Annotated in this window: 19 protein-coding genes; 7 read left to right on the top strand and 12 right to left on the bottom strand. The window is 62.3% G+C overall.

Going from position 1 to position 17851, the window contains the following annotated elements; translation table 11 throughout:
* Positions 1 to 2: 2 nt before the first annotated feature.
* The 4 genes from JQ567_RS14055 to JQ567_RS14040 form a co-directional block, all read right to left on the bottom strand.
* Complete coding sequence (locus JQ567_RS14055; RefSeq protein ID WP_212439363.1) at positions 3 to 389, bottom strand: hypothetical protein; 387 nt, start codon at positions 387 to 389, stop codon at positions 3 to 5.
* 12 nt (positions 390 to 401) lie between these two features.
* Positions 402 to 887 (bottom strand): bacterioferritin, encoded by a 486-nt coding sequence (gene bfr / locus JQ567_RS14050; protein WP_212439362.1) that lies wholly within the window; start codon positions 885 to 887, stop codon positions 402 to 404.
* 138 nt (positions 888 to 1025) lie between these two features.
* Positions 1026 to 1286: a bacterioferritin-associated ferredoxin gene (locus JQ567_RS14045; RefSeq protein WP_212439361.1), complete on the bottom strand. Its 261-nt coding sequence runs from the start codon at positions 1284 to 1286 to the stop codon at positions 1026 to 1028.
* Between the two features lie 206 nt (positions 1287 to 1492).
* Entirely contained in the window at positions 1493 to 2086 is a 594-nt protein-coding gene (locus JQ567_RS14040) for a hypothetical protein (RefSeq protein ID WP_212439360.1), read from the bottom strand.
* Between JQ567_RS14040 and JQ567_RS14035 the strand changes: the two genes are divergently transcribed.
* A complete protein-coding gene (locus JQ567_RS14035) occupies positions 2085 to 2396 on the top strand; it encodes a hypothetical protein (protein WP_212439359.1) in 312 nt (103 codons plus the stop codon). The two genes, JQ567_RS14040 and JQ567_RS14035, sit on opposite strands and share 2 nt — an antisense overlap.
* A 286-nt stretch (positions 2397 to 2682) precedes the next feature.
* Positions 2683 to 2952, top strand: coding sequence for a hypothetical protein (locus JQ567_RS14030; protein WP_212439358.1), 270 nt, complete (start codon positions 2683 to 2685; stop codon positions 2950 to 2952).
* Between the two features lie 106 nt (positions 2953 to 3058).
* Here the strand turns inward: JQ567_RS14030 and JQ567_RS14025 are convergent, their stop codons facing one another.
* The 3 genes from JQ567_RS14025 to ettA all read right to left on the bottom strand — a co-directional run bounded on the left by JQ567_RS14025 (position 3059) and on the right by ettA (position 6726).
* Positions 3059 to 4252 carry a lytic murein transglycosylase gene (locus JQ567_RS14025; RefSeq protein ID WP_249165467.1) on the bottom strand — a complete coding sequence of 398 codons (1194 nt, stop codon included), beginning with the start codon at positions 4250 to 4252 and terminating at the stop codon, positions 3059 to 3061.
* Positions 4253 to 4322: 70 nt separating this feature from the next.
* Positions 4323 to 4919: a TIGR00645 family protein gene (locus JQ567_RS14020; protein WP_212439357.1), complete on the bottom strand. Its 597-nt coding sequence runs from the start codon at positions 4917 to 4919 to the stop codon at positions 4323 to 4325.
* 157 nt (positions 4920 to 5076) lie between these two features.
* Positions 5077 to 6726: an energy-dependent translational throttle protein EttA gene (ettA, locus tag JQ567_RS14015; RefSeq protein ID WP_192740044.1), complete on the bottom strand. Its 1650-nt coding sequence runs from the start codon at positions 6724 to 6726 to the stop codon at positions 5077 to 5079.
* A gap of 270 nt (positions 6727 to 6996) precedes the next feature.
* On the opposite strand from ettA, the gene JQ567_RS14010 reads away from it, so the two are divergent.
* Entirely contained in the window at positions 6997 to 7188 is a 192-nt protein-coding gene (locus tag JQ567_RS14010; protein WP_212411300.1) for a hypothetical protein, read from the top strand.
* A 126-nt stretch (positions 7189 to 7314) separates the two neighbouring features.
* On the top strand, positions 7315 to 8274 hold the full coding sequence (locus JQ567_RS14005; RefSeq protein ID WP_212439356.1) for a D-2-hydroxyacid dehydrogenase family protein: 960 nt from the start codon (positions 7315 to 7317) through the stop codon (positions 8272 to 8274).
* A 286-nt stretch (positions 8275 to 8560) separates the two neighbouring features.
* Here JQ567_RS14005 and JQ567_RS14000 read toward each other — a convergent pair whose 3' ends face one another.
* A complete protein-coding gene (locus JQ567_RS14000) occupies positions 8561 to 10162 on the bottom strand; it encodes a winged helix-turn-helix domain-containing tetratricopeptide repeat protein (protein ID WP_212439355.1) in 1602 nt (533 codons plus the stop codon).
* Between the two features lie 137 nt (positions 10163 to 10299).
* Here JQ567_RS14000 and JQ567_RS13995 point away from each other — a divergent pair, with 137 nt between their 5' ends.
* Both JQ567_RS13995 and JQ567_RS13990 read left to right on the top strand, forming a co-directional pair.
* Positions 10300 to 11520, top strand: coding sequence for an ABC transporter substrate-binding protein (locus tag JQ567_RS13995; RefSeq protein ID WP_212439354.1), 1221 nt, complete (start codon positions 10300 to 10302; stop codon positions 11518 to 11520).
* A gap of 7 nt (positions 11521 to 11527) precedes the next feature.
* Positions 11528 to 13165 (top strand): FAD-dependent monooxygenase, encoded by a 1638-nt coding sequence (locus JQ567_RS13990; protein WP_212439353.1) that lies wholly within the window; start codon positions 11528 to 11530, stop codon positions 13163 to 13165.
* Between the two features lie 217 nt (positions 13166 to 13382).
* Here the strand turns inward: JQ567_RS13990 and JQ567_RS13985 are convergent, their stop codons facing one another.
* The 4 genes from JQ567_RS13985 to JQ567_RS13970 all read right to left on the bottom strand — a co-directional run bounded on the left by JQ567_RS13985 (position 13383) and on the right by JQ567_RS13970 (position 16689).
* On the bottom strand, positions 13383 to 13742 hold the full coding sequence (locus tag JQ567_RS13985) for a type II toxin-antitoxin system RelE/ParE family toxin (protein WP_212439352.1): 360 nt from the start codon (positions 13740 to 13742) through the stop codon (positions 13383 to 13385).
* Positions 13743 to 13748: 6 nt separating this feature from the next.
* Complete coding sequence (locus JQ567_RS13980; protein ID WP_212439351.1) at positions 13749 to 14036, bottom strand: type II toxin-antitoxin system ParD family antitoxin; 288 nt, start codon at positions 14034 to 14036, stop codon at positions 13749 to 13751.
* Between the two features lie 85 nt (positions 14037 to 14121).
* A complete protein-coding gene (locus JQ567_RS13975) occupies positions 14122 to 15087 on the bottom strand; it encodes an NAD(P)-dependent oxidoreductase (protein ID WP_212439350.1) in 966 nt (321 codons plus the stop codon).
* A gap of 312 nt (positions 15088 to 15399) precedes the next feature.
* On the bottom strand, positions 15400 to 16689 hold the full coding sequence (locus JQ567_RS13970) for a L,D-transpeptidase (RefSeq protein WP_212439349.1): 1290 nt from the start codon (positions 16687 to 16689) through the stop codon (positions 15400 to 15402).
* Between the two features lie 247 nt (positions 16690 to 16936).
* On the opposite strand from JQ567_RS13970, the gene JQ567_RS13965 reads away from it, so the two are divergent.
* A complete protein-coding gene (locus tag JQ567_RS13965) occupies positions 16937 to 17848 on the top strand; it encodes a hypothetical protein (protein WP_212439348.1) in 912 nt (303 codons plus the stop codon).
* Positions 17849 to 17851: the final 3 nt, after the last annotated feature.

Here is a 17851-nt window from a genome sequence, read left to right as displayed (position 1 = left end):
GATCAGCGATCGGCCCCGGGATTGCCTGAGCTGTCGGCCAAGCGAAGTTCGGCCAGCCGCGCTTCCCTGTCGGCAATCCATTGCTCTACTTTTTGGGCCTGACTTGGGCCGAACTCAAGTTCCCCCATCGGCGTGCCCGCATCGATCCATCGCCGGTTGCTGGCAGGCAAGAACCAGACAAGCACAGCTATGGCCGTCGACACGACCACAGCGAGCGCACCCATCACGAAATCGGCCCACAGGAGATAGCCAAGGAAAGCGGCGAGCGCGGCAAGCATGAATACACTGCCGCGCTTCGCTACGCGCCCGTTGCGTTCGAGAAGCGCATACTGCGATCTGAGCGCCGCTAGTTCATGCTCAAGCCGGGCAATCTCCTCGGAGTGAGCCATCGCGCCCTAGGGTTAGTGCTCGCTCTCGAGTCCGCCGACATGCTTCTGGGTGTAGAGCTCAAGCCCGATGCGCTTGATCAGGTCGAGCTGGGTCTCGAGGAAATCGATGTGATGCTCCTCGTCCTTCATCAGCTGCTCGAACAGGTCGCGTGAGACGTAATCCTTGACGCCGTGGCAGTGGGTAGCGGCTTCCTGGTAGAGCGCGCGCGCGGATATCTCGGAGGCCAGATCGCATTCGATGATTTCCAGGACGTTCTGGCCGATCCGCAGGGGATCGAGCACCTGCAAGTTGGGAAAGCCGTCGAGGAACAGGATCCGGTCGGTGAATTTGTCGGCGTGTTCCATCTCCTCGATGGATTCCTTGCGCCAGACCTTGGCCATGTCCAGAAGGCCCCAATTGTTCAGGAGCCGATAATGCAGCCAGTACTGGCTGATCGCGGTAAGCTCGCTGCGCAGGCCCTTGTTGAGATAATCGATGACTTTTGGGTCGCCCTGCATGGTGCACTCCGGGGTTATTGAGGCCAAATCGGCCCGAAACTGTATTTAGAACGTTTCTAAATCAGTTTGGAGGCAAGAGCAATGGTTCCCGCAAAAAAGCGGTGGGGAACCGAACTATCCCGCGGATTTGAGAGGCTTTCAGGAGGCGGCGAGCGCGAACTCGTGGGCCTGCTCTTCGGTCATTGCGTGGCTATGCGGGCAGCCCGAGCAGCAGGCCTTGGCGCAGGGGCCCAGCGCCTCGTCGATGATGGCCTTGATGGTGCGCGCGCAGCGGCCACACTCGGCGCTGCAGCCGAGGCATCCATAGACCTGCTTGGGATTGCGCGCCACGCCTGAAGCTGCACTGACGGCATTGCGGACATCATGGTCGCTGATGACGTTACAGGAACAAACAATCATGAAGTCGGCAGGCCCTTCGGTGAAGCTTGGCCTCATCGATATTGAAGGCCAGGTCTTGATGCAAAAGGAAAAACAACACTTTCAAGCAATTCCAAACTGAAGCCTAAGTCAGTTTGGAATGAGTCTAAAAAGCCTTGTCTCACAGGCACAATCGCAGGTTTCCCGCGCAGGCACTGTGACCTTAGTCACCACCACCACCACCGCTATCAATCATCGCTACTACCGCCGCTATCGCTATCGCTGTCGCTATCACTACCGCTGTCGCTGTCGCTTCCCCCGCTATCATCGCTGCTGGAATCACTCGACGAGCTGGAGTCGTCGGACGAGCTGAAATTGTCGGACGAACAGTTGGAGCTGGAATTATCGGACGGGCTGGAATTGTCGGACGAGCAGTTCGAACTGGAATTGTCGCTGCTGAACAGGTTGGCGATGCTCGAGCCACTGCCGCCGCCGCTACTGGAACCATAGCTGTCATCATTGCGGTTGCGGTCGCGGTCGCGGTCGCGCGACGAGCCGCTGGGCCATGCGCTGATATTGTACGTCCGGGTTATCACCCAATAGAACATAGCCGACATGCCGCCGAGCGCGATTAGATATGCTGTCATCCCGCTCATCCCGGAATCCTCTTCAAAATCGGTTGGGAAGCGGGCCTTTTGCACCGCAATGAAGCCCAACCGCATGCCCCTTCGTCGCAAAAAGAGGCGGTCCCGTTCATTGATCATTTCAGCGAAATATGGAACTTTCGCTGCGACGGACCGCTTTCCCGCCGTCCTTTGCTCCATCAGAAAGGTGAGGCCCATGAAGAAGACATTGATGGCGCTGGTTGCCGTCTCCGCTTTGGCTGTTTCCGCGGCAGCCCCCGCCCATGCGCAGCGTGGCGTAGCGGCAGGCGTCGCAGCCGGATTGATCGGCGGCGCCATTGTCGGCGGCGCGATCGCCTCGCAGCACGGCTATTACGGTGGTCCGGGCTATTATGCGCCGGCCCCGGGCTATTACGGCGGCCCGGCCTATGTTGCCGAACCCGGCTACGGTCCGGATTGCATCTGGCAGAAGCAGCGATTCTGGGACGGCTATGGCTGGCGGGTCCGCAGCGTGCGGGTTTGCGACTAGAGCCTTGTCGGTTCTGATTGGTCAGAACCGAAGCTCGAAAACGCTCTGAATACCCGTTCACCTTCATTAAATCGCACGCAAAGTCCCGGAAACCCGATGGGTTCTCCGGGACTTTGCCATTCCATGGCCAGAAAAAACCGCTTTTTTCGGCCATCAAGCCCGCACGTTTACTTTCGGTTGACCGTTGTGCGCTCTTTTCGAAGCGGCCAATTCGAGTACGGCGTGTGTGCCTAACCCTAAACCCGGCGTCGGCTGATCAGGCGCCATCTCCAGGAGAGCTTTCAACATGAAGAAGACATTTGCTGCCTTCGTCGCGGCCGCAACGATTGCCGGTTCGCTCGCAGCGACACCCGCAAACGCCCAGCGTGGCGTGGCAGCTGGCGTGGTCGGCGGCCTGATCGGCGGCGCGATCATCGGTGGTGCGATCGCCTCCAGCCGCCCGGCTTACGGCGGACCGGTGTATGTGGAAGACGCCCCCCCGGCCTGCCGCCTGGTTCGCGAGCGCTTCTGGGATGGCTACGGCTGGGCCTACCGCCGCGTCGAAGTCTGCTACTGATCCGATCGACCGGCGCGCCTAACGCGCCTTGCGAGTTCAAGCCCGGCCGAAACTCTCGGCCGGGTTTTTTCTTGGCCGATCTCGCTTGGTGCCGATCTCTCTTGCGTCAACGCGACGAGCTGATCGAACGCAGCACCGCTTCGCTCGGCCAGCAATCGACCTTCAATCCGGCGGACTTCTGATACGCCCCCAGCGCCGCGCGGGTCTGCATGCCTGCCTTGCCGTCGAGCTTGTCCTTGTAGAGGCCGATCCGCGTCAGATGACGCTGCATGGCTTCGACGTCCTTGCTGCGCAACTGCGTCGAGGCCGACCATGGCGTCGCGAATGGCAACGGGTTCGCCATGCGGTCTGCGAGATGGCCGACGAACAGCACGTACAAATCAGAGAAGTTATATTCCTTGATCACGAAGTAGTTCTTGGTGGTCAGGAACGCCGGACCATAAATGCCTTCGGGCTGCAGCAGCGAGGCTGGCTGGGCCTGCTCGGCCGCACTCAACTTCGCGCCGCGCACCGGCACGAAGCCGGCGCGCAGCCATTCGCCGATCGGCTTGCTCACCTCGGGCACGCCCATGGTGCAGTCGGCATTATCAGGCGCGCGCACTTCATAGGCCCAGCGCAAGCCCGGCTGCCAGCCCTTGTTGACGAGCTGCTGGGCGGCGGAGGCGAGCGCATCCGGTACCGAATTCCAGATGTCGATGCGGCCATCGCCATCGAAATCGACACCATGCTTGTAATATTCGCCCGGCAGGAATTGCGTCAGGCCAGTGGCGCCGGCCCAGGATGAGCGCATGTCCTTGCGCGTCACCGCGCCCTCCCCGAGGATCTTCAGCGCCAGAATGAATTCGCCGCGGTACTGATCCTTGCGCCGGCCGACATAGGCCTGCGTCGCCACCACGCGCACGGTGTCGTAAGGCAATCGATAGCGGCCGTAATCGGTTTCGCGGCCCCAGATCGCGAGCACGACCGTGGCGGGCACGCCGAAGCGGCTCTCGATCTGACTGAGCGCTGCGCGATGCCTCGCCATCAGCTTCTGCGCCTCCGCCGCCAGCCGCGCGATCGAGGCCTCCTTCACATAATCGGCCGGCACCTGCACGAACTCGGCCTGCGACGGCGCGCCGGTGGCGGGCCGTCCCGGCAGGATCAGGTCGGGCAATTTGTAATCCGGCTCGAGGCCGCGGGTCTCGGCGTCAAACGTCGCCCGCGACACGCCGGCGGCCTGCGCCTCCGGCCACAGCGAGGCGATGAACTGCGTGAAGCCGGCATCGGCGGCGAACGCCGGGCGCACCACGCCCAGCGTCATCGCTGCCAATATCAGAACCGCGGTGATCGCCCTCATTTGCACGATCGAAATCCCGTGATCGACGCACCGGCTATCGATGCGAGACGGCGGCGTGTTTGGCATTTTCTGCGGAATCATTCGACAGCTTGTCGACATAGGCAATGCCGATCGCCGACAGAATGAAAACCGTGTGGATGATGGTCTGCCACATCACGCCGGTTTCGGTATAGGAGCTCTTGCCCGAGGCCAATGCACCGGCCTCGATGAACGTGCGCAACAGATGGATCGACGAGATGCCGATGATGGCCATCGCGAGCTTGATCTTGAGCACGCTGGCGTTGACGTGGCTGAGCCATTCCGGCTGGTCGGGATGTCCTTGCAGATTGAGACGGGAGACGAACGTCTCATAGCCGCCGACGATGACCATCACCAGGAGGTTCGAAATCATTACCACGTCGATGAGGCCGAGGACCGCCAGCATGATCTGCTGCTCGCTGAAATCGAAGGCGTGGGCGAACAGGTGCCACAACTCCTTCAGAAACAGCACCACATAGACGCCCTGCGCGACGATCAGGCCGATATAAAGCGGCAATTGCAGCCAGCGGGAGCTGAAGATCAGGAACGGGATCGGACGCAATGCCTTCCTCTCAGCTTTGGGCGGCAACGGCGTTTCCGGCGTCATGGACATGGTCGGGGATCTCTCTGTGCGGGACTCAGGTGGGGCAATCGCGGCCAATCTAATAGCCGGATATGGCACATTCCGGACGAGCGGCATTGAGCGGCCATTTGGCGCAGGCGGAGTAGCGTCTGCGACACGGCTTCGTCATCTCAGCGCGAACCACAACTCAGCGCGTCAGCTTCTTGTACTTCACGCGATGCGGGATGATGGAATCCTGGCCGAGCCGGCGCATCTTGTCCTTCTCGTAATCCTGGAAATTGCCTTCGAACCATTCGACATGGCTGTCGCCTTCGAAGGCCAGAATGTGGGTGGCTATGCGGTCGAGAAACCAGCGGTCATGGCTGATAATGACGGCGCAACCGGCGAAGTTCTCCAGCGCCTCTTCCAGCGCGCGCAGCGTGTCGACGTCGAGATCGTTGGTCGGTTCGTCGAGCAGCAGCAGGTTGGCGCCGGACTTGAGCATCTTGGCCAGATGCACGCGGTTGCGCTCGCCGCCCGACAGCGCGCCGACCTTCTTCTGCTGGTCGGCGCCCTTGAAGTTGAACGACGAACAATAGCCGCGCGAGTTGACTTCGCGCTTGCCGAGCAGGATCAACTCGTTGCCGCCGGAGATCTCCTCCCACACGTTCTTCTTGCCGTCGAGATCGTCGCGCGACTGGTCGACGTAACCGAGATGCACGCTTTCACCGACGGTGATCGTGCCCTTGTCCGGCGTCTCCTGCTGGGTGATCATCCGGAACAACGTGGTCTTGCCGGCGCCGTTGGCGCCGATCACGCCGACGATGCCGCCCGGCGGCAGCTTGAAGGTGAGGTCGTCGATCAGCATGCGGTCGCCAAAGCCCTTGCTGAGGCCTTCGAAGTCGACGACGTTCTGGCCGAGCCGCTCGGCCACGGGAATCGTGATCTGCGCGGTCTGGGTCTGCTTCTCGCTGGCCTGCTTCAACAGGTCCTCGTAGCGCTGGTAGCGCGCCTTGGACTTGGCCTGGCGCGCCTTGGGCGACGACGCAATCCACTCCTGCTCGCGCTCAAGCGTCTTCTGGTGCGCGGCGTCCTCGCGGCCTTCCTGCAAGAGGCGCTTCTGCTTCTGCACCAGCCAGGACGAATAATTGCCCTCGTAGGGAATGCCCTTGCCGCGATCGAGCTCGAGGATCCAGCTCGTGACGTTGTCGAGGAAGTAGCGGTCATGGGTCACGATCAGGATCGCGCCGGGATAGTTGCGTAAGTGGCCTTCCAGCCACGACACCGACTCGGCGTCGAGATGGTTGGTCGGCTCGTCCAGCAGCAGCAGGTCCGGCTGGTCGAGCAGCAGCTTGCACAGTGCGACGCGGCGGCGCTCACCGCCCGACAGCTTGGTGACGTCGGCATCGTCGGGCGGGCAGCGCAGCGCGTCCATCGCCTGGTCGACCTTGCTGTCGAGATCCCAGAGGCCGGCAGCCTCGATCTCGTCCTGCAGCTTGGTCATCTCGTCGGCGGTCTCTTCCGAGTAGTTCATCGCCAGTTCGTTATAGCGATCGAGGATCGCCTTCTGCTTGGCGACGCCCAGCATGACGTTCTCGCGGACCGTCTTGGTCTCATCGAGATGCGGCTCCTGCTCGAGGTAGCCGACCCGGGCGCCCTCGGCGACCCAGGCCTCGCCGTTATATTCCTTGTCGAGGCCGGCCATGATCCGCAGCAAGGTCGATTTGCCGGAGCCGTTGACGCCGAGCACGCCGATCTTGGCGTCCGGGTAGAACGACAAATGGACGTTATCGAGCACCTTGCGGGTCGGGTAGCTCTTGGTCAGACCCTGCATGAAATAGACGAACTGGCGAGCCATCGCGATCCCTTGAAACCAGAGGATTTATGGAAATTTGCTGCCGCTGATGTAGCGGCGCGGCCCCCAAAGGGCAACCGCAGGGACGCGTTTTCCATCCGTTCACCACGGATGAATACGGGATGGTCACCATGTGTGCTCGGACACACCCTTGTGTGCCCTAGATCACGACAATTGAAACCTTCTTTTAATAAATCAGGCCAAAAGTCGTTCCCGGCGCTGAAAAAAGGCGTCTCCGCGGCGAAACCGCGAATGGAAACCAGAGACCGCGTCATGGCGACGACCAGTTCGGCATCCCTTTCCACCCCGGCGCACGGCCACGGCCTTGCAAAGCCGCTGGCCGAACTTCGCAACTTCTGGCGCCAGTTCGTGGCCAAGGCTTTCAACCCCTACCGTCCGGAACTGCACTATATGCGCGGCCCCGGCCCCGCCTGGCGCGCCAAGCACCTCTCCCGCTCGAACTGAGCTTCCCGGAATTTTGACCTGGCCCCGCTTTTTGGCCGCTTGCGCGCCTTTCGATTGCGCGCGACCATGGCGATCTCCCCTGACGGCCCAATTCCGCCGTCACCCACGCCATGATCGGACTTTCCAATGACGCGGCTGCGCTGTGCAATCCTCGACGACTATCTCGATGTGGCCTTGAAGGTCGCCGACTGGTCCCAAATCGCCGACCGGGTCGACGTCACCGTCTTCAACCAGCCGTTTGCGAACGCGGAAACCGCCGCCAGTGCGCTGAAGGATTTCGAGATCATCTGCGCGATGCGCGAGCGCACGCCGTTTCCGCGCACGATGTTTGCGGCGCTGCCGAAACTGAAACTGCTGATCACCTCGGGCATGCGCAATGCCGCGATCGACATGGAAGCCGCCAAGGACCACGGCGTGGTGCTGTGCGGCACCCAATGGGGCCGCGATCCCACCGCCCCCCTGACCATGGGCCTGATCCTGGAATTGACCCGCAATATCGGCCGCGAGAACGCGCGCATGCATGCCGGCGAACCGCTGCAGAAATTCGTCGGCATGGAAATCGAGGGCCGCACCCTGGGCGTGATCGGCCTCGGCAAGCTCGGCACCAAGGTCTCAAAGCTGGCGCAGGCCTTCGGCATGAACGTGATCGCCTGGAGCCCGAACCTGACGCCCGAGAAGTGCGCGGAAGCCGGCGTCGGCTACGCCTCCAAGGAGGAATTGTTCGCCACCGCCGACATCATCACCGTGCATGTCGTGCTGGGCCCGCGCTCACGCGGGCTGGTCGGACGTGAGGACCTCGCCCGCATGAAACCGACCGCCTACCTCGTCAACACGGCGCGAGGGCCGATCGTCGACGAAGGCGCCTTGCTGGAAGCACTGACGCAGAACAAGATCGCGGGCGCCGGCATCGACGTGTTTTCGGTCGAGCCGCTGCCGGTCGACCATCCCTTCCGCAAGCTCGACAACCTCGTGCTGACGCCGCATCTGGGCTACGTCACCGAGGACAGCTTTCGCAACCACTACCGCCAGATGGTCGAAGGCATCGACGCCTGGTTCAAGGGCGAGGCGACGCGGAAGCTGGCTTAAAGAAAGCTGGCCTGAAGAAAGCTGGTCTGGGGTCGCCGATCCCGCTCCCAAACAAAAATATGGAAAACAACCCCATGCAAAGAAAGGAACCCTAAGAAAACAAAGGGGTTCGCTGGCATGGATTCTTAACCCGCAAAAACGTTTTGACACGTCGGGCAAATCAGGGGCACATCTTCATCATCCCGCAAATTAGTAGCCGCCCGGCGTTCCCCGGATACTGCGCAGCGCGTTTACGCGCTTCTGTGACGCGCAGACATCCTGTAACCTGGAACCCGGACATTCAGCCTCATTCCGGAAACCGGGCAATACGCAATCCTTCGGCGACTCGATCGGCATCGGCCTGCTTCACAAACTGATGCAACTGCAGCCATTTTTGGATCGTGAAGGCTGGGTCACGCCGCAGCACGACCGCCGCCGCCTCCTGGGCTTCCCCATCATAACCGAGCTGGGCGGCGGTTGCGGCAAGCCAAACGAAGGTTGGACGAAAAGACGGCACGCGACGGGCCGCGATCCTGAGATTTCCAATCGCGTCGGTGTATTGGCCGGTCAGGTAATAGGCGTTTCCCAGGAAAGTCAGACAGTCGGGTGCATGGAAGGGATCGAACCGGATGATCCGTTTCAGGTGATCCATTGCTTCTTCGGTGCGGCCCCAATGGATGAGCGCGAGCGCGAACCGAGGGTCCGCAAGATTCGGGTTGAGTTCGAAGGCGCGCTCGAATTCTGCGTGGCTTTCGGCGGGCCTGTTCAACCAACGCAATATTCCGGCAAGCGTCAGACGGGCGTCGGGCAAATGGGGATCCAGTTCAACGGCTCTCTGCGCAAGTAACAGGCCTTGCTCGAGTGTTGCCGGCTGCTGATACTCAAGGGCGAGCGCTTCATGCGACCACGGCTCGATCCAGGCAGTATTATAGGTCCGGGCGAGACCGTAAACTGGCGGTGCGTAGGCAGAATCGGCGGCCATCGCCTGCCGGAAGAGTGTCCGGGCAGCGAATATCTGCTCGCCGGTGGGGTCGCTTTGCCACCTCTTCATGATGGCATTTCCGCGCAGCCAATAATCATAAGCGGAAAACGCTTCGGGCGGCTTGGCCAGCGCGCGCTCGATCTCGGACCTGGAAATATGGGCAATCAGGGTGTCGATGATCTTCCGGGTCACCTCGTCCTGGAGTGCAAAGATTCCGGTAAGCTCGCGATCGTAATGCTCGGTCCATAGCTGCTCGGTGGTTCCTGCGTCGACGAGTTGGGCCGTGATACGGATGCGCCGGGCGTCATGCCGCACGCTGCCAAACAGCAGATAGCGGACGCCGAGTTCGCACCCGATCGACCGCACGTCGCGGTCCGTTCCGCGGTAGCGGAAGGCCGAGTGGCGCGCGATCACGAACAGGCCTGCGAATTTCGACAGGCTGGTAGTGAGATCCTCCGAAATGCCATCGGTGAAATAATCTTGCTGGGGATCCCCGCCGCGGTTGGCGAACGGGAGAACGGCGATCGAGGGTTTATCGGGGAGCGACGGTCCCGGGCTTGCTTCGGTTTGTGAAACCGGCGCGACAAACATGTACCCGCGACGCAGGACCGTCTTGATGATGCGGTGCTCCGCATCGCCGAGCGCAAGCCGGACGTCGCTCATGCAGCGTGTCAACGAATCGTCGCCGACCTGAACCTTGGGCCAAATCGCGTTGACGATCTCATCCTTCGACACCAGACGATCGGCGTTCTCGACGAGATAGCGCAGCACATCGAAACTTTTTGGTCGCAGTTCGATATCCCGGTCCCCAGCCCGCAGGCGGCCGCGCGCCAGGTCGAGCGTGAACCGGTCAAACCGAATGACTGTCACCGCAAAACTCTCCATCGCCGCTTCGAGCGGCCCACCGGCGGGATGAGGGTAACGCATCCTCAGCCCATTTTCAGCCAAATTGCAGCGCGCTTTCACGACGATCGCTGGGGATGACTCTATGACAGGGCTCTCGGGTGCTGCTGCGTTTCGAGCGAGTGACTAACGCCCCGAAAGCCGGATTGAGGGAGCCAGTCATGAGGAAATTGTCTCTTGGACCAATGATCTGCTGCATTCTAGCCAACGCGATCGCATGGACCGGAGCAGCCTACAGCGGCGATGATGCCATCAAGATCGGCGTGATGGCCGATATGAACGGTCCGCTGGCGAGCGCCTCGGGGCAAGGTTCGTTCGAGGCCGCCCGGATAGCGGCGGAGGAGTTCGGCTGGTCGATCAAAGGCAAACGCATCGAGATCATCTCGGCCGACCATCAAAACAAGCCCGATCTCGGGGCTGCGATCGCCCGCCGATGGTTCGACATCGAGCATGTCGATGTCGTCGCCGACCTGTCCAACTCGGCCGTCGGCTTCGCGGTCGTTGAGATTGCGAGACCGCTCAACAAGATCATTCTGGTGTCCGGACCGGGATCGTCGGACTTCACCGGCAAGGCTTGCGCGCCGACCAGCATTCACTGGACATGGGATACCTATGCGGCCGCGACCAGCGCCGTTAAGGCAGTATTCGGACCGGGCGCGGACACATGGTTCTTCATCGCCTCGGATTTTGCCTTCGGCCATGCGCTTGAACGCGACGGCGCCAGGGCGGTCGAGAAGCTTGGGGGCAAAGTGGTGGGCCGCGTGCGGCCGCCGTTCAATTCCTCCGACTTCAGCTCGTTCCTGCTTCAAGCCCAGCAAAGCAAGGCATCCGTGATCGCGTTCGCCACCGGCGGACAGGACACCGTCAATCTGGTCAAGCAGGCTGCCGAGTTCGGCTTGGCAAAGCCTGGCACGCGGGTGATCCCGATGCAGATGATGATCGACGAAATGAAGGCCATCGGGCCTCAACTCGGCCAAGGCAGTTTTGTAACGATGGCCTTCCACCACGACATATCCCCCGAAGCCCGGGCGTGGTCGCAACGTTTCTTCCAGCGCATGAAGGCGATGCCGACGCAGATTCAGGCCGGCACCTACTCCGCGGTGCGGCACTATCTGCAGGCCGTGAAGGATGGCGACAACGACGAGCCGCTGGCGGTTGTGGCGAAGATGCGGCAAACGCCGGTGAACGACATTTTCGCGATGGGTGGCCGCATCCGGCAAGACGGGCGAATGGTCCACGACATGTACCTCGTGCAGATCAAAACGCCCGCCGAATCGACTGATCCGTGGGATCTCGTGAAGATCATCAAGACCATTCCCGGCGACGAGGCATTCCGGCCGCTCTCGGAAAGCGAATGTCCCCTTGTGCAGAAGGCAGGCTGAACGATAATTGGCGGTCGGTATTGTGAACATGAAGCAGGTTCCGGTCCTCATCGTGGGCGGCGGTCCAGTCGGCATGACGCTCGCGCGCGACCTGGCTCGCCGCGAGATCAACTGCATGTTGGTGGAACGCAATCCCACCACCACGCGCCATCCAAAAATGGACATCACTAACGTCCGAAGCATGGAGCTATTTCGCCGACTGGCTTTGGCGGACGAACTTCGGGCAGTTGCGGTGCCGGAGGATCACAATTTTGACGTCTCGTGGATTACGTCCCTTTCGGGGGACGAACTGTATCGCTTCCGCTACCCGAGTGTGACGCAGTGGAGACGCCTGATCCGCGAGAAGAATGACGGCAGCATGCCAGGTGAACCACCGATGCGCGTCTCTCAGGTGGAGATCGAGCCGGTGCTGCAGCGAAGCGTCCAAACTGAGCCCCGCGTCGAGGCGCGTTGGGGCGTTGCCTTCGACAATTTGGCGCATGACCGGGACGGGGTAACTGCGACTCTGCGCACGGCAGAAGGACAAACCGAGCAGGTACGGTGTTCCTTTCTGGTCGGTTGTGATGGCGGCACCAGCCGGGTCCGCGGCTGTCTTGGAATCGGCCTTGACGGTCAATCCCGCGTGATGGATCGCTTCATGACACACTTCCGTTCCAGAGCGACCAGCGTGTTGCAGCGCTTCGGCATGGCTTGGCACTATCAATCGGCGGCGGGCACGCTGATCGCGCAGAACGACAGCGACATCTGGACACTACATACCCGCTGGCCGAAGGCCATAGCGCCCGAGGGGGTCGATGCGCGCGAGTTACTGCGCGGATTTGCGGGCTGCGATTTTGACTATGAGATCTTGGTCGCCAATGCTTGGACCCCGCACTTGCTCGTGGCGGAGTCCTACGGGATCGACCGCGTCTTCCTGGCTGGTGACGCTGCTCACCAATACATCCCTACCGGCGGTTACGGCATGAACACCGGTATTGGTGACGCGTGTGACCTTGGCTGGAAGCTCGCGGCAGTGCTGCAGGGCTTTGGTGGGCCGGGTCTGTTGGCATCTTATAATGCAGAGCGCCGTCCCATCGGTCTGCGCAATCGTTCGGCTTCTGGCCGGCATGCCCAGGTGCGTGCCGAGATTGCTGCGCTCTACAATCCTGCCCTGACTGCCCCCGGGGCGCAGGGAGACGTCGCGCGCGCTGAGGCAGGGCTGCGCATTGGGGCCATCGGCAACGCCGAGAACGAGAGCTATGGCATTGAACTCGGCTACGCCTACACCGATTCACCGATCGTTTGCACGGAGCCGGGCACGGAAATCCCGAGCGACCCGCTGCGCTATGTGCCGACGACCGTACCCGGAGTGCGGATGCCGAACGTCGTCATGAGCGACGGCGCACCGATCTTTGATCTTCTTGGATCATGGTTCACGCTGGCCTGCTTCGGAGTGCAGCCTAGCGAGGCACTGGTGGCTGCAGCCGCGAGGCGCTGCTTGCCGCTGCACGTGCTACAAGGCGACGCACCTGAACTCATCAGGGTCTACGGCCGCCAGCTTCTGCTGGTGCGGCCGGACCAGCACGTTGCCTGGCGTGGCTCCGCATGCGACGACCCTGGCGTTGCCAACGCCACTATCGCCCGCACCCTGGGTTGGGAGAACTAACAGCGTAGCGTCGTTACGCCGGGGACCTGACCACTCACAACGTCATTGCGAGCTACCGGGTCGCGCGAATGCGCGCCCGATGACAGGCTCCGCCGAAGCAATCCAGAGTCGTGGGCGGGACTCTGGATTGCTTCGGCGCTACGCTCCTCGCAATGACGAAAAAAGGCCCGCGCTGCGGGCCTTTTCAATAGAGGTCATGTAAATCTCTGCTGTTACTCTAGTAGTCGGCATTCTCGTCGGGAGAAAATGGAAGGTGACGCTGCAGGTCCATTCTGTCGTGCAGTGTCCGCACGATTTCGATCGTTGTTTTAGGGGCCACCCGGTACATCAGGAAGTGACTTCCGCGCCGGCCCCGTCGCGCAACGTGGACCGTACGAAGACCTGGCATGATCTCATCTCGGGCCGTGAAGCCCGAAACATCGGGACCATCGGCAAGTTCGCCGATCGTCTGAACGAGCGTGCTCTGATAGACACGCGATTGTCGCGCGCCAAAATTCTCAGTGGTCCATTTCAAGATGTTCGCCAAGTCGGGTTCCGCGGCGGCGCCGAGGCGAACGTGCCATCTCCGCTCGGCCATCGGAGTCTATCCGGATGCCTTGGAAATGACCTTCTCCGACAGCTCGTTCAAATAGGCTTCCAGGTCTCCGATATTTCGAAATTCTTTGTACTCACCTCGATCCAGTGCACCAACGCCGACGCGGGCCGCTGCCCGCAGGGCCTTCAGCTTGCTCGCATCCTCCGCCTCGCGTTGCTCCACCAGCCGCAACCCGTCACGCAGCACTTCGCTGGCGTTCTGGTAGCGGCCGGACTCGACGAGCGTTTCGATCAGCTCTGCCTGGCGTTCCGTCAGCACAACATTCCTGGTTCGCATGGGCTTCTTCTCAAGATCCGGGCGATGGCATAATATGCCATCGTCGCTCGATTGCCTCAAGCCGAAACGCTACCCGAGCAGCGCTTCAGGCCGCCGTCTTCTCGGCCGTCTGCCTCGCCACCATTGCGAATCCCTCGCGCCAGGATGAATAGGCCGGCCGCCAGCCCAGTTCCTGCCTCGCCTTGGCGTTCGATCCTCCGCGCACCTCGGTCATCATCGAGACCAGGTGTTGCCCCGCCAGCAGCCGGCCGAGCCAGGCCGGCACGTGAAATGGCGGTTTGGCGCCGAGAATGCCTGATAGCACGGGCAGCCAATCCCTGACTTGCGCCGGTTCATCATCGACGATGTTGTAGATGCTGCCGGGCCTGCCATGCTCAATCGCAGCAACGGTCGCGGAAGCCGCGTCTTCGACATGCACGAACGACCACCAGCCGCCGCCGTCGCCGATCAGCGGCACACGGCGATGGCGCAGCTGGCCGATCATGGCCGGTGACAGCATGCCGGTATCGGGTCCGTAGAACGATCCGTAGCGCAGCACGATGCCTTCGGGCGCGGCCGACGCGGTCACGGCGTGCTCCAGATGCTGGATCGCTTCCAGCGTACCGCGTAGTTCCTGCGGCGGATCAGGATCGAGTTCGTCGGCTTCGGTTTTGACCGGTCCGCCACCGCTGCCATAGGTCCAGCCGCAAAAACTCTGGGCGATGAAACGCTTCGCGCCGGCATCGCGCGCGGCAACCAGCAGAAAATCGGTGCCGCGCGTCCGCAGCTGATTGGTGGTGGTGAAGGCGCGATCGAAACGGCGCAGATCCGTCACCGCGGCAAGATCGGTCATCTCGTCGATGACGACATCAGGCTTCGCCGACATCACGGCGGCATGAACGGCCGGTGCGTCGAGGCCGTCGGCAACGACCGGTTCGGCCCCGAGCCGTTTGACGGCGTCGGCCTTCGCCGCCGTCCGCGTCATGCCGGTGACGGAATGACCGGCCGCAACCAATGCAGGAACGAGTTCGCGGCCCACGGCGCCGGTGGCGCCCGCAACGAAAATTCGCATGCTGAGATCCTTCTGCTTGCCGCCCCAGCTTGTCGGCGGCAAATAGTCGGAAGAAATGAGAATTCAAGCACGCAAATGTGGCAAGCGAGGAAGGCGTGGCACCGAAAGCTTGCGTACGACGCCGAACGACGCACAGCCGTCATTGCGAGCCACCGGGTCGCGCGAATGCGCGCCCGATGACAGGCTCCGCCGAAGCAATCCATGGTCCGGCAAAGCAAGTGTGGATTGCTTCGTCGCTTCGCTCCTCGCAATGACGAAAAAAAGGCCCGCGCTGCGGGCCTTTTTCAATAGTGGTCGTGCAAACCTCTGACCCTACCGCACCGTCACCGGCGCGGGCAGCGGGGGCACCACGGTCGGCTGCATGCCGGGAACCGGGGCGAGCTGCGCCTGAGCCGGCGCGCCCTGAGCACTTGCCGGCGGCAAGCCTTGAGCAGGAGCCAAGCCTTGAGCAGGCGCGGCCGAAGCGGTCGCAGTTCCAGGCGGCGGACCACCGGGCATGACGACGACGCGGGTGCCGACTTTGACGCGTTCGAACAGGTCGGACACGTCCTCGTTCAGCATACCGATGCAACCCGACGAGACGAACTTGCCGATCGTCGACGGCTGGTTGGTGCCGTGGATGCGGTAGACGGTCGAACCCAGATACATCGCGCGGGCACCCATTGGGTTGCCGGGGCCGCCGGCCATGAAGCGCGGCAGATAGGGCTGGCGCTCGATCATCTCGGACGGCGGATGCCAATCCGGCCACTCGGCCTTGCGGCTGACCTTCTGCACGCCGGTCCAGGTGAAGCCGTCGCGACCGACGCGGACGCCGTAGCGGATCGCGCGGCCACCGCCGAGCACGTAATAGAGATAGGTGTTCGGCGTATCGACGACCAGCGTGCCGGCGGGCTCCTTGGTCGCGAACGAAACTTCCTGACGACGCAGATGCGGCGGGAGCTGCACGGGCGCTGCTTCCGGCTGTTCTTCAGGCGGCAACGCGGAAAGCACCAACGGCTTGCCGTCGGCGCCGACGGCGGGTTGCTGCTGCGGTTGCACGGCGCCGGTGACGGCGGGTCCGCCGCCGACGGCTTCCGGCGGACGCAAGCGGTCATCACCGGGAACGCGACGACCATCACCACGATCCGAATAGATCACGGGTGGCGGACCGGCGGGCCGACCGTAACGCGGATCATCTGGCGAAAGAATCGGGCCCGTAGGCATCGGCTGGCCGCGGTCCGAATAAACCGGCGCGCCAGCGGGACGGCCGTAACGCGGATCATCCGGCGAAAGGACGGGGCCGGTGGGCATCGGCGGGCCGCGGTCGCTATAAACCGGGCGGCCGTAGCGTGGGTCGTTCGGCGAAAGCACCGGGCCAGGCGGCGGCAGCGCGGTCGAACTCTGGGCGTTCGGCGCCTCGTCGTCATCGTCCAAGGCATCGAAATCGGGCGCGCCGGGTCCGCGGCGTTCATCGGTGCCATAACCACCGGGAACATACTGTCCCGGTGCAGCCGAATAGACCGAGCCAGGGGGCTGCATATAGCCCTGGGCCTGGGCAAGCGAGGTTCCTGCCATTGCAGCAGCGATGGCAGCGCTGATCGTCAGAATACGGTTAATCATCATCGCTCTTGTATAGTCCCCAAGCCACACCGGACCGTTAACGGCAGATGACGGAAGATAGCGGCGCATTCAAGACAAATCGGCAAATTCGGGCCAAATCGGTCATTTTGTGATGGGCCGTGAACGCTGCGGCAAAGATGCCGCACGGCGCGAAAAACAACGTTTACCGGCTCCTCGCCGCCATTGGCCGCCAATTTTGTAACAAACAGGTTGGAGACGTTGAGATACTCTCGAATCGGCCTGATTCGCGGTGCGAATCCAGCCGCTTCCCAGTGGTCACCGCGTTCCCTTGGCATCAACAGCCCTGCATGCTCCCGGCAAGGCGGAACTCGCGTCCATGCTCCCCGGTTTTCGCTTTCTGTTCGCCGCGATCGTGCTGTCGATGTCGGTTCTGGTCTTTGGGCTTGGTGCGGCGGCGCTGCTGCGTGCCGCGCATGAGCAATTTGCCAGCATCCCGTCGCGGCGGCCGCCGCCCGAACCCGTATTTGTCAGGCAGAACGAACCGCCCATGCCCACGCTGGCCCTGCTGCGCGTCGAGCCCGATGTCGCAGAGAAGGTGCCGGACAATGTCGCGGCGACGATCATCGAGACCGTGACCCCTGCGGCACAAGCTCCGGAAGCGCCGCCGGTTGAACCGGAAAAGACGGCTGCGCTGAAGCTGGACGAGCCCGTGAAGCTGAACGAGGTCGTGCCGGCCGAGACAGTGAAGGCGGAAATCCCGGCGGCAGAAACAATACCGGCTGTTCAGGCCGCGCAGCCAGAGATGCCGGCCGCCGAGATGCCTGCCGCCGAGGCGCCTGCTGCCGAGACGCCTGTGGCCAATGAGCAAGTGAAGCTCGCGGCGATCGCGGAAACGCCGCCGCCGACGATATCAGCCGCATCGACCGAGACAGCGCCGGTGGCGGAAGCGCCCTCCCTGGAAGGCAACCTCGCCGCGATGAAGATCGCCACGCTGGGCGGTCCTGCTGTCGCTATCCAGGAAACGGCCTCGGTGAAACCGGCGGCCGCGAAACCGGATCGCAGCGCCGACAGGAAGCGGGCACAGCGCGCCAAAGAGCGCCGGCGCATCGCCGCGGCGCGACGCGCGCAACTGGCGCGCCAAGCAGCGGCCCAGCAAGCGCTCGACCCGTTTGCTCAACTAACCTCGCGCGGCAAACAGTAAAAC

Source organism: Bradyrhizobium sp. AUGA SZCCT0431 (assembly GCF_018131065.1).
Lineage (GTDB): Bacteria > Pseudomonadota > Alphaproteobacteria > Rhizobiales > Xanthobacteraceae > Bradyrhizobium.
This window is presented reverse-complemented; position numbering and strand designations above follow the sequence as displayed.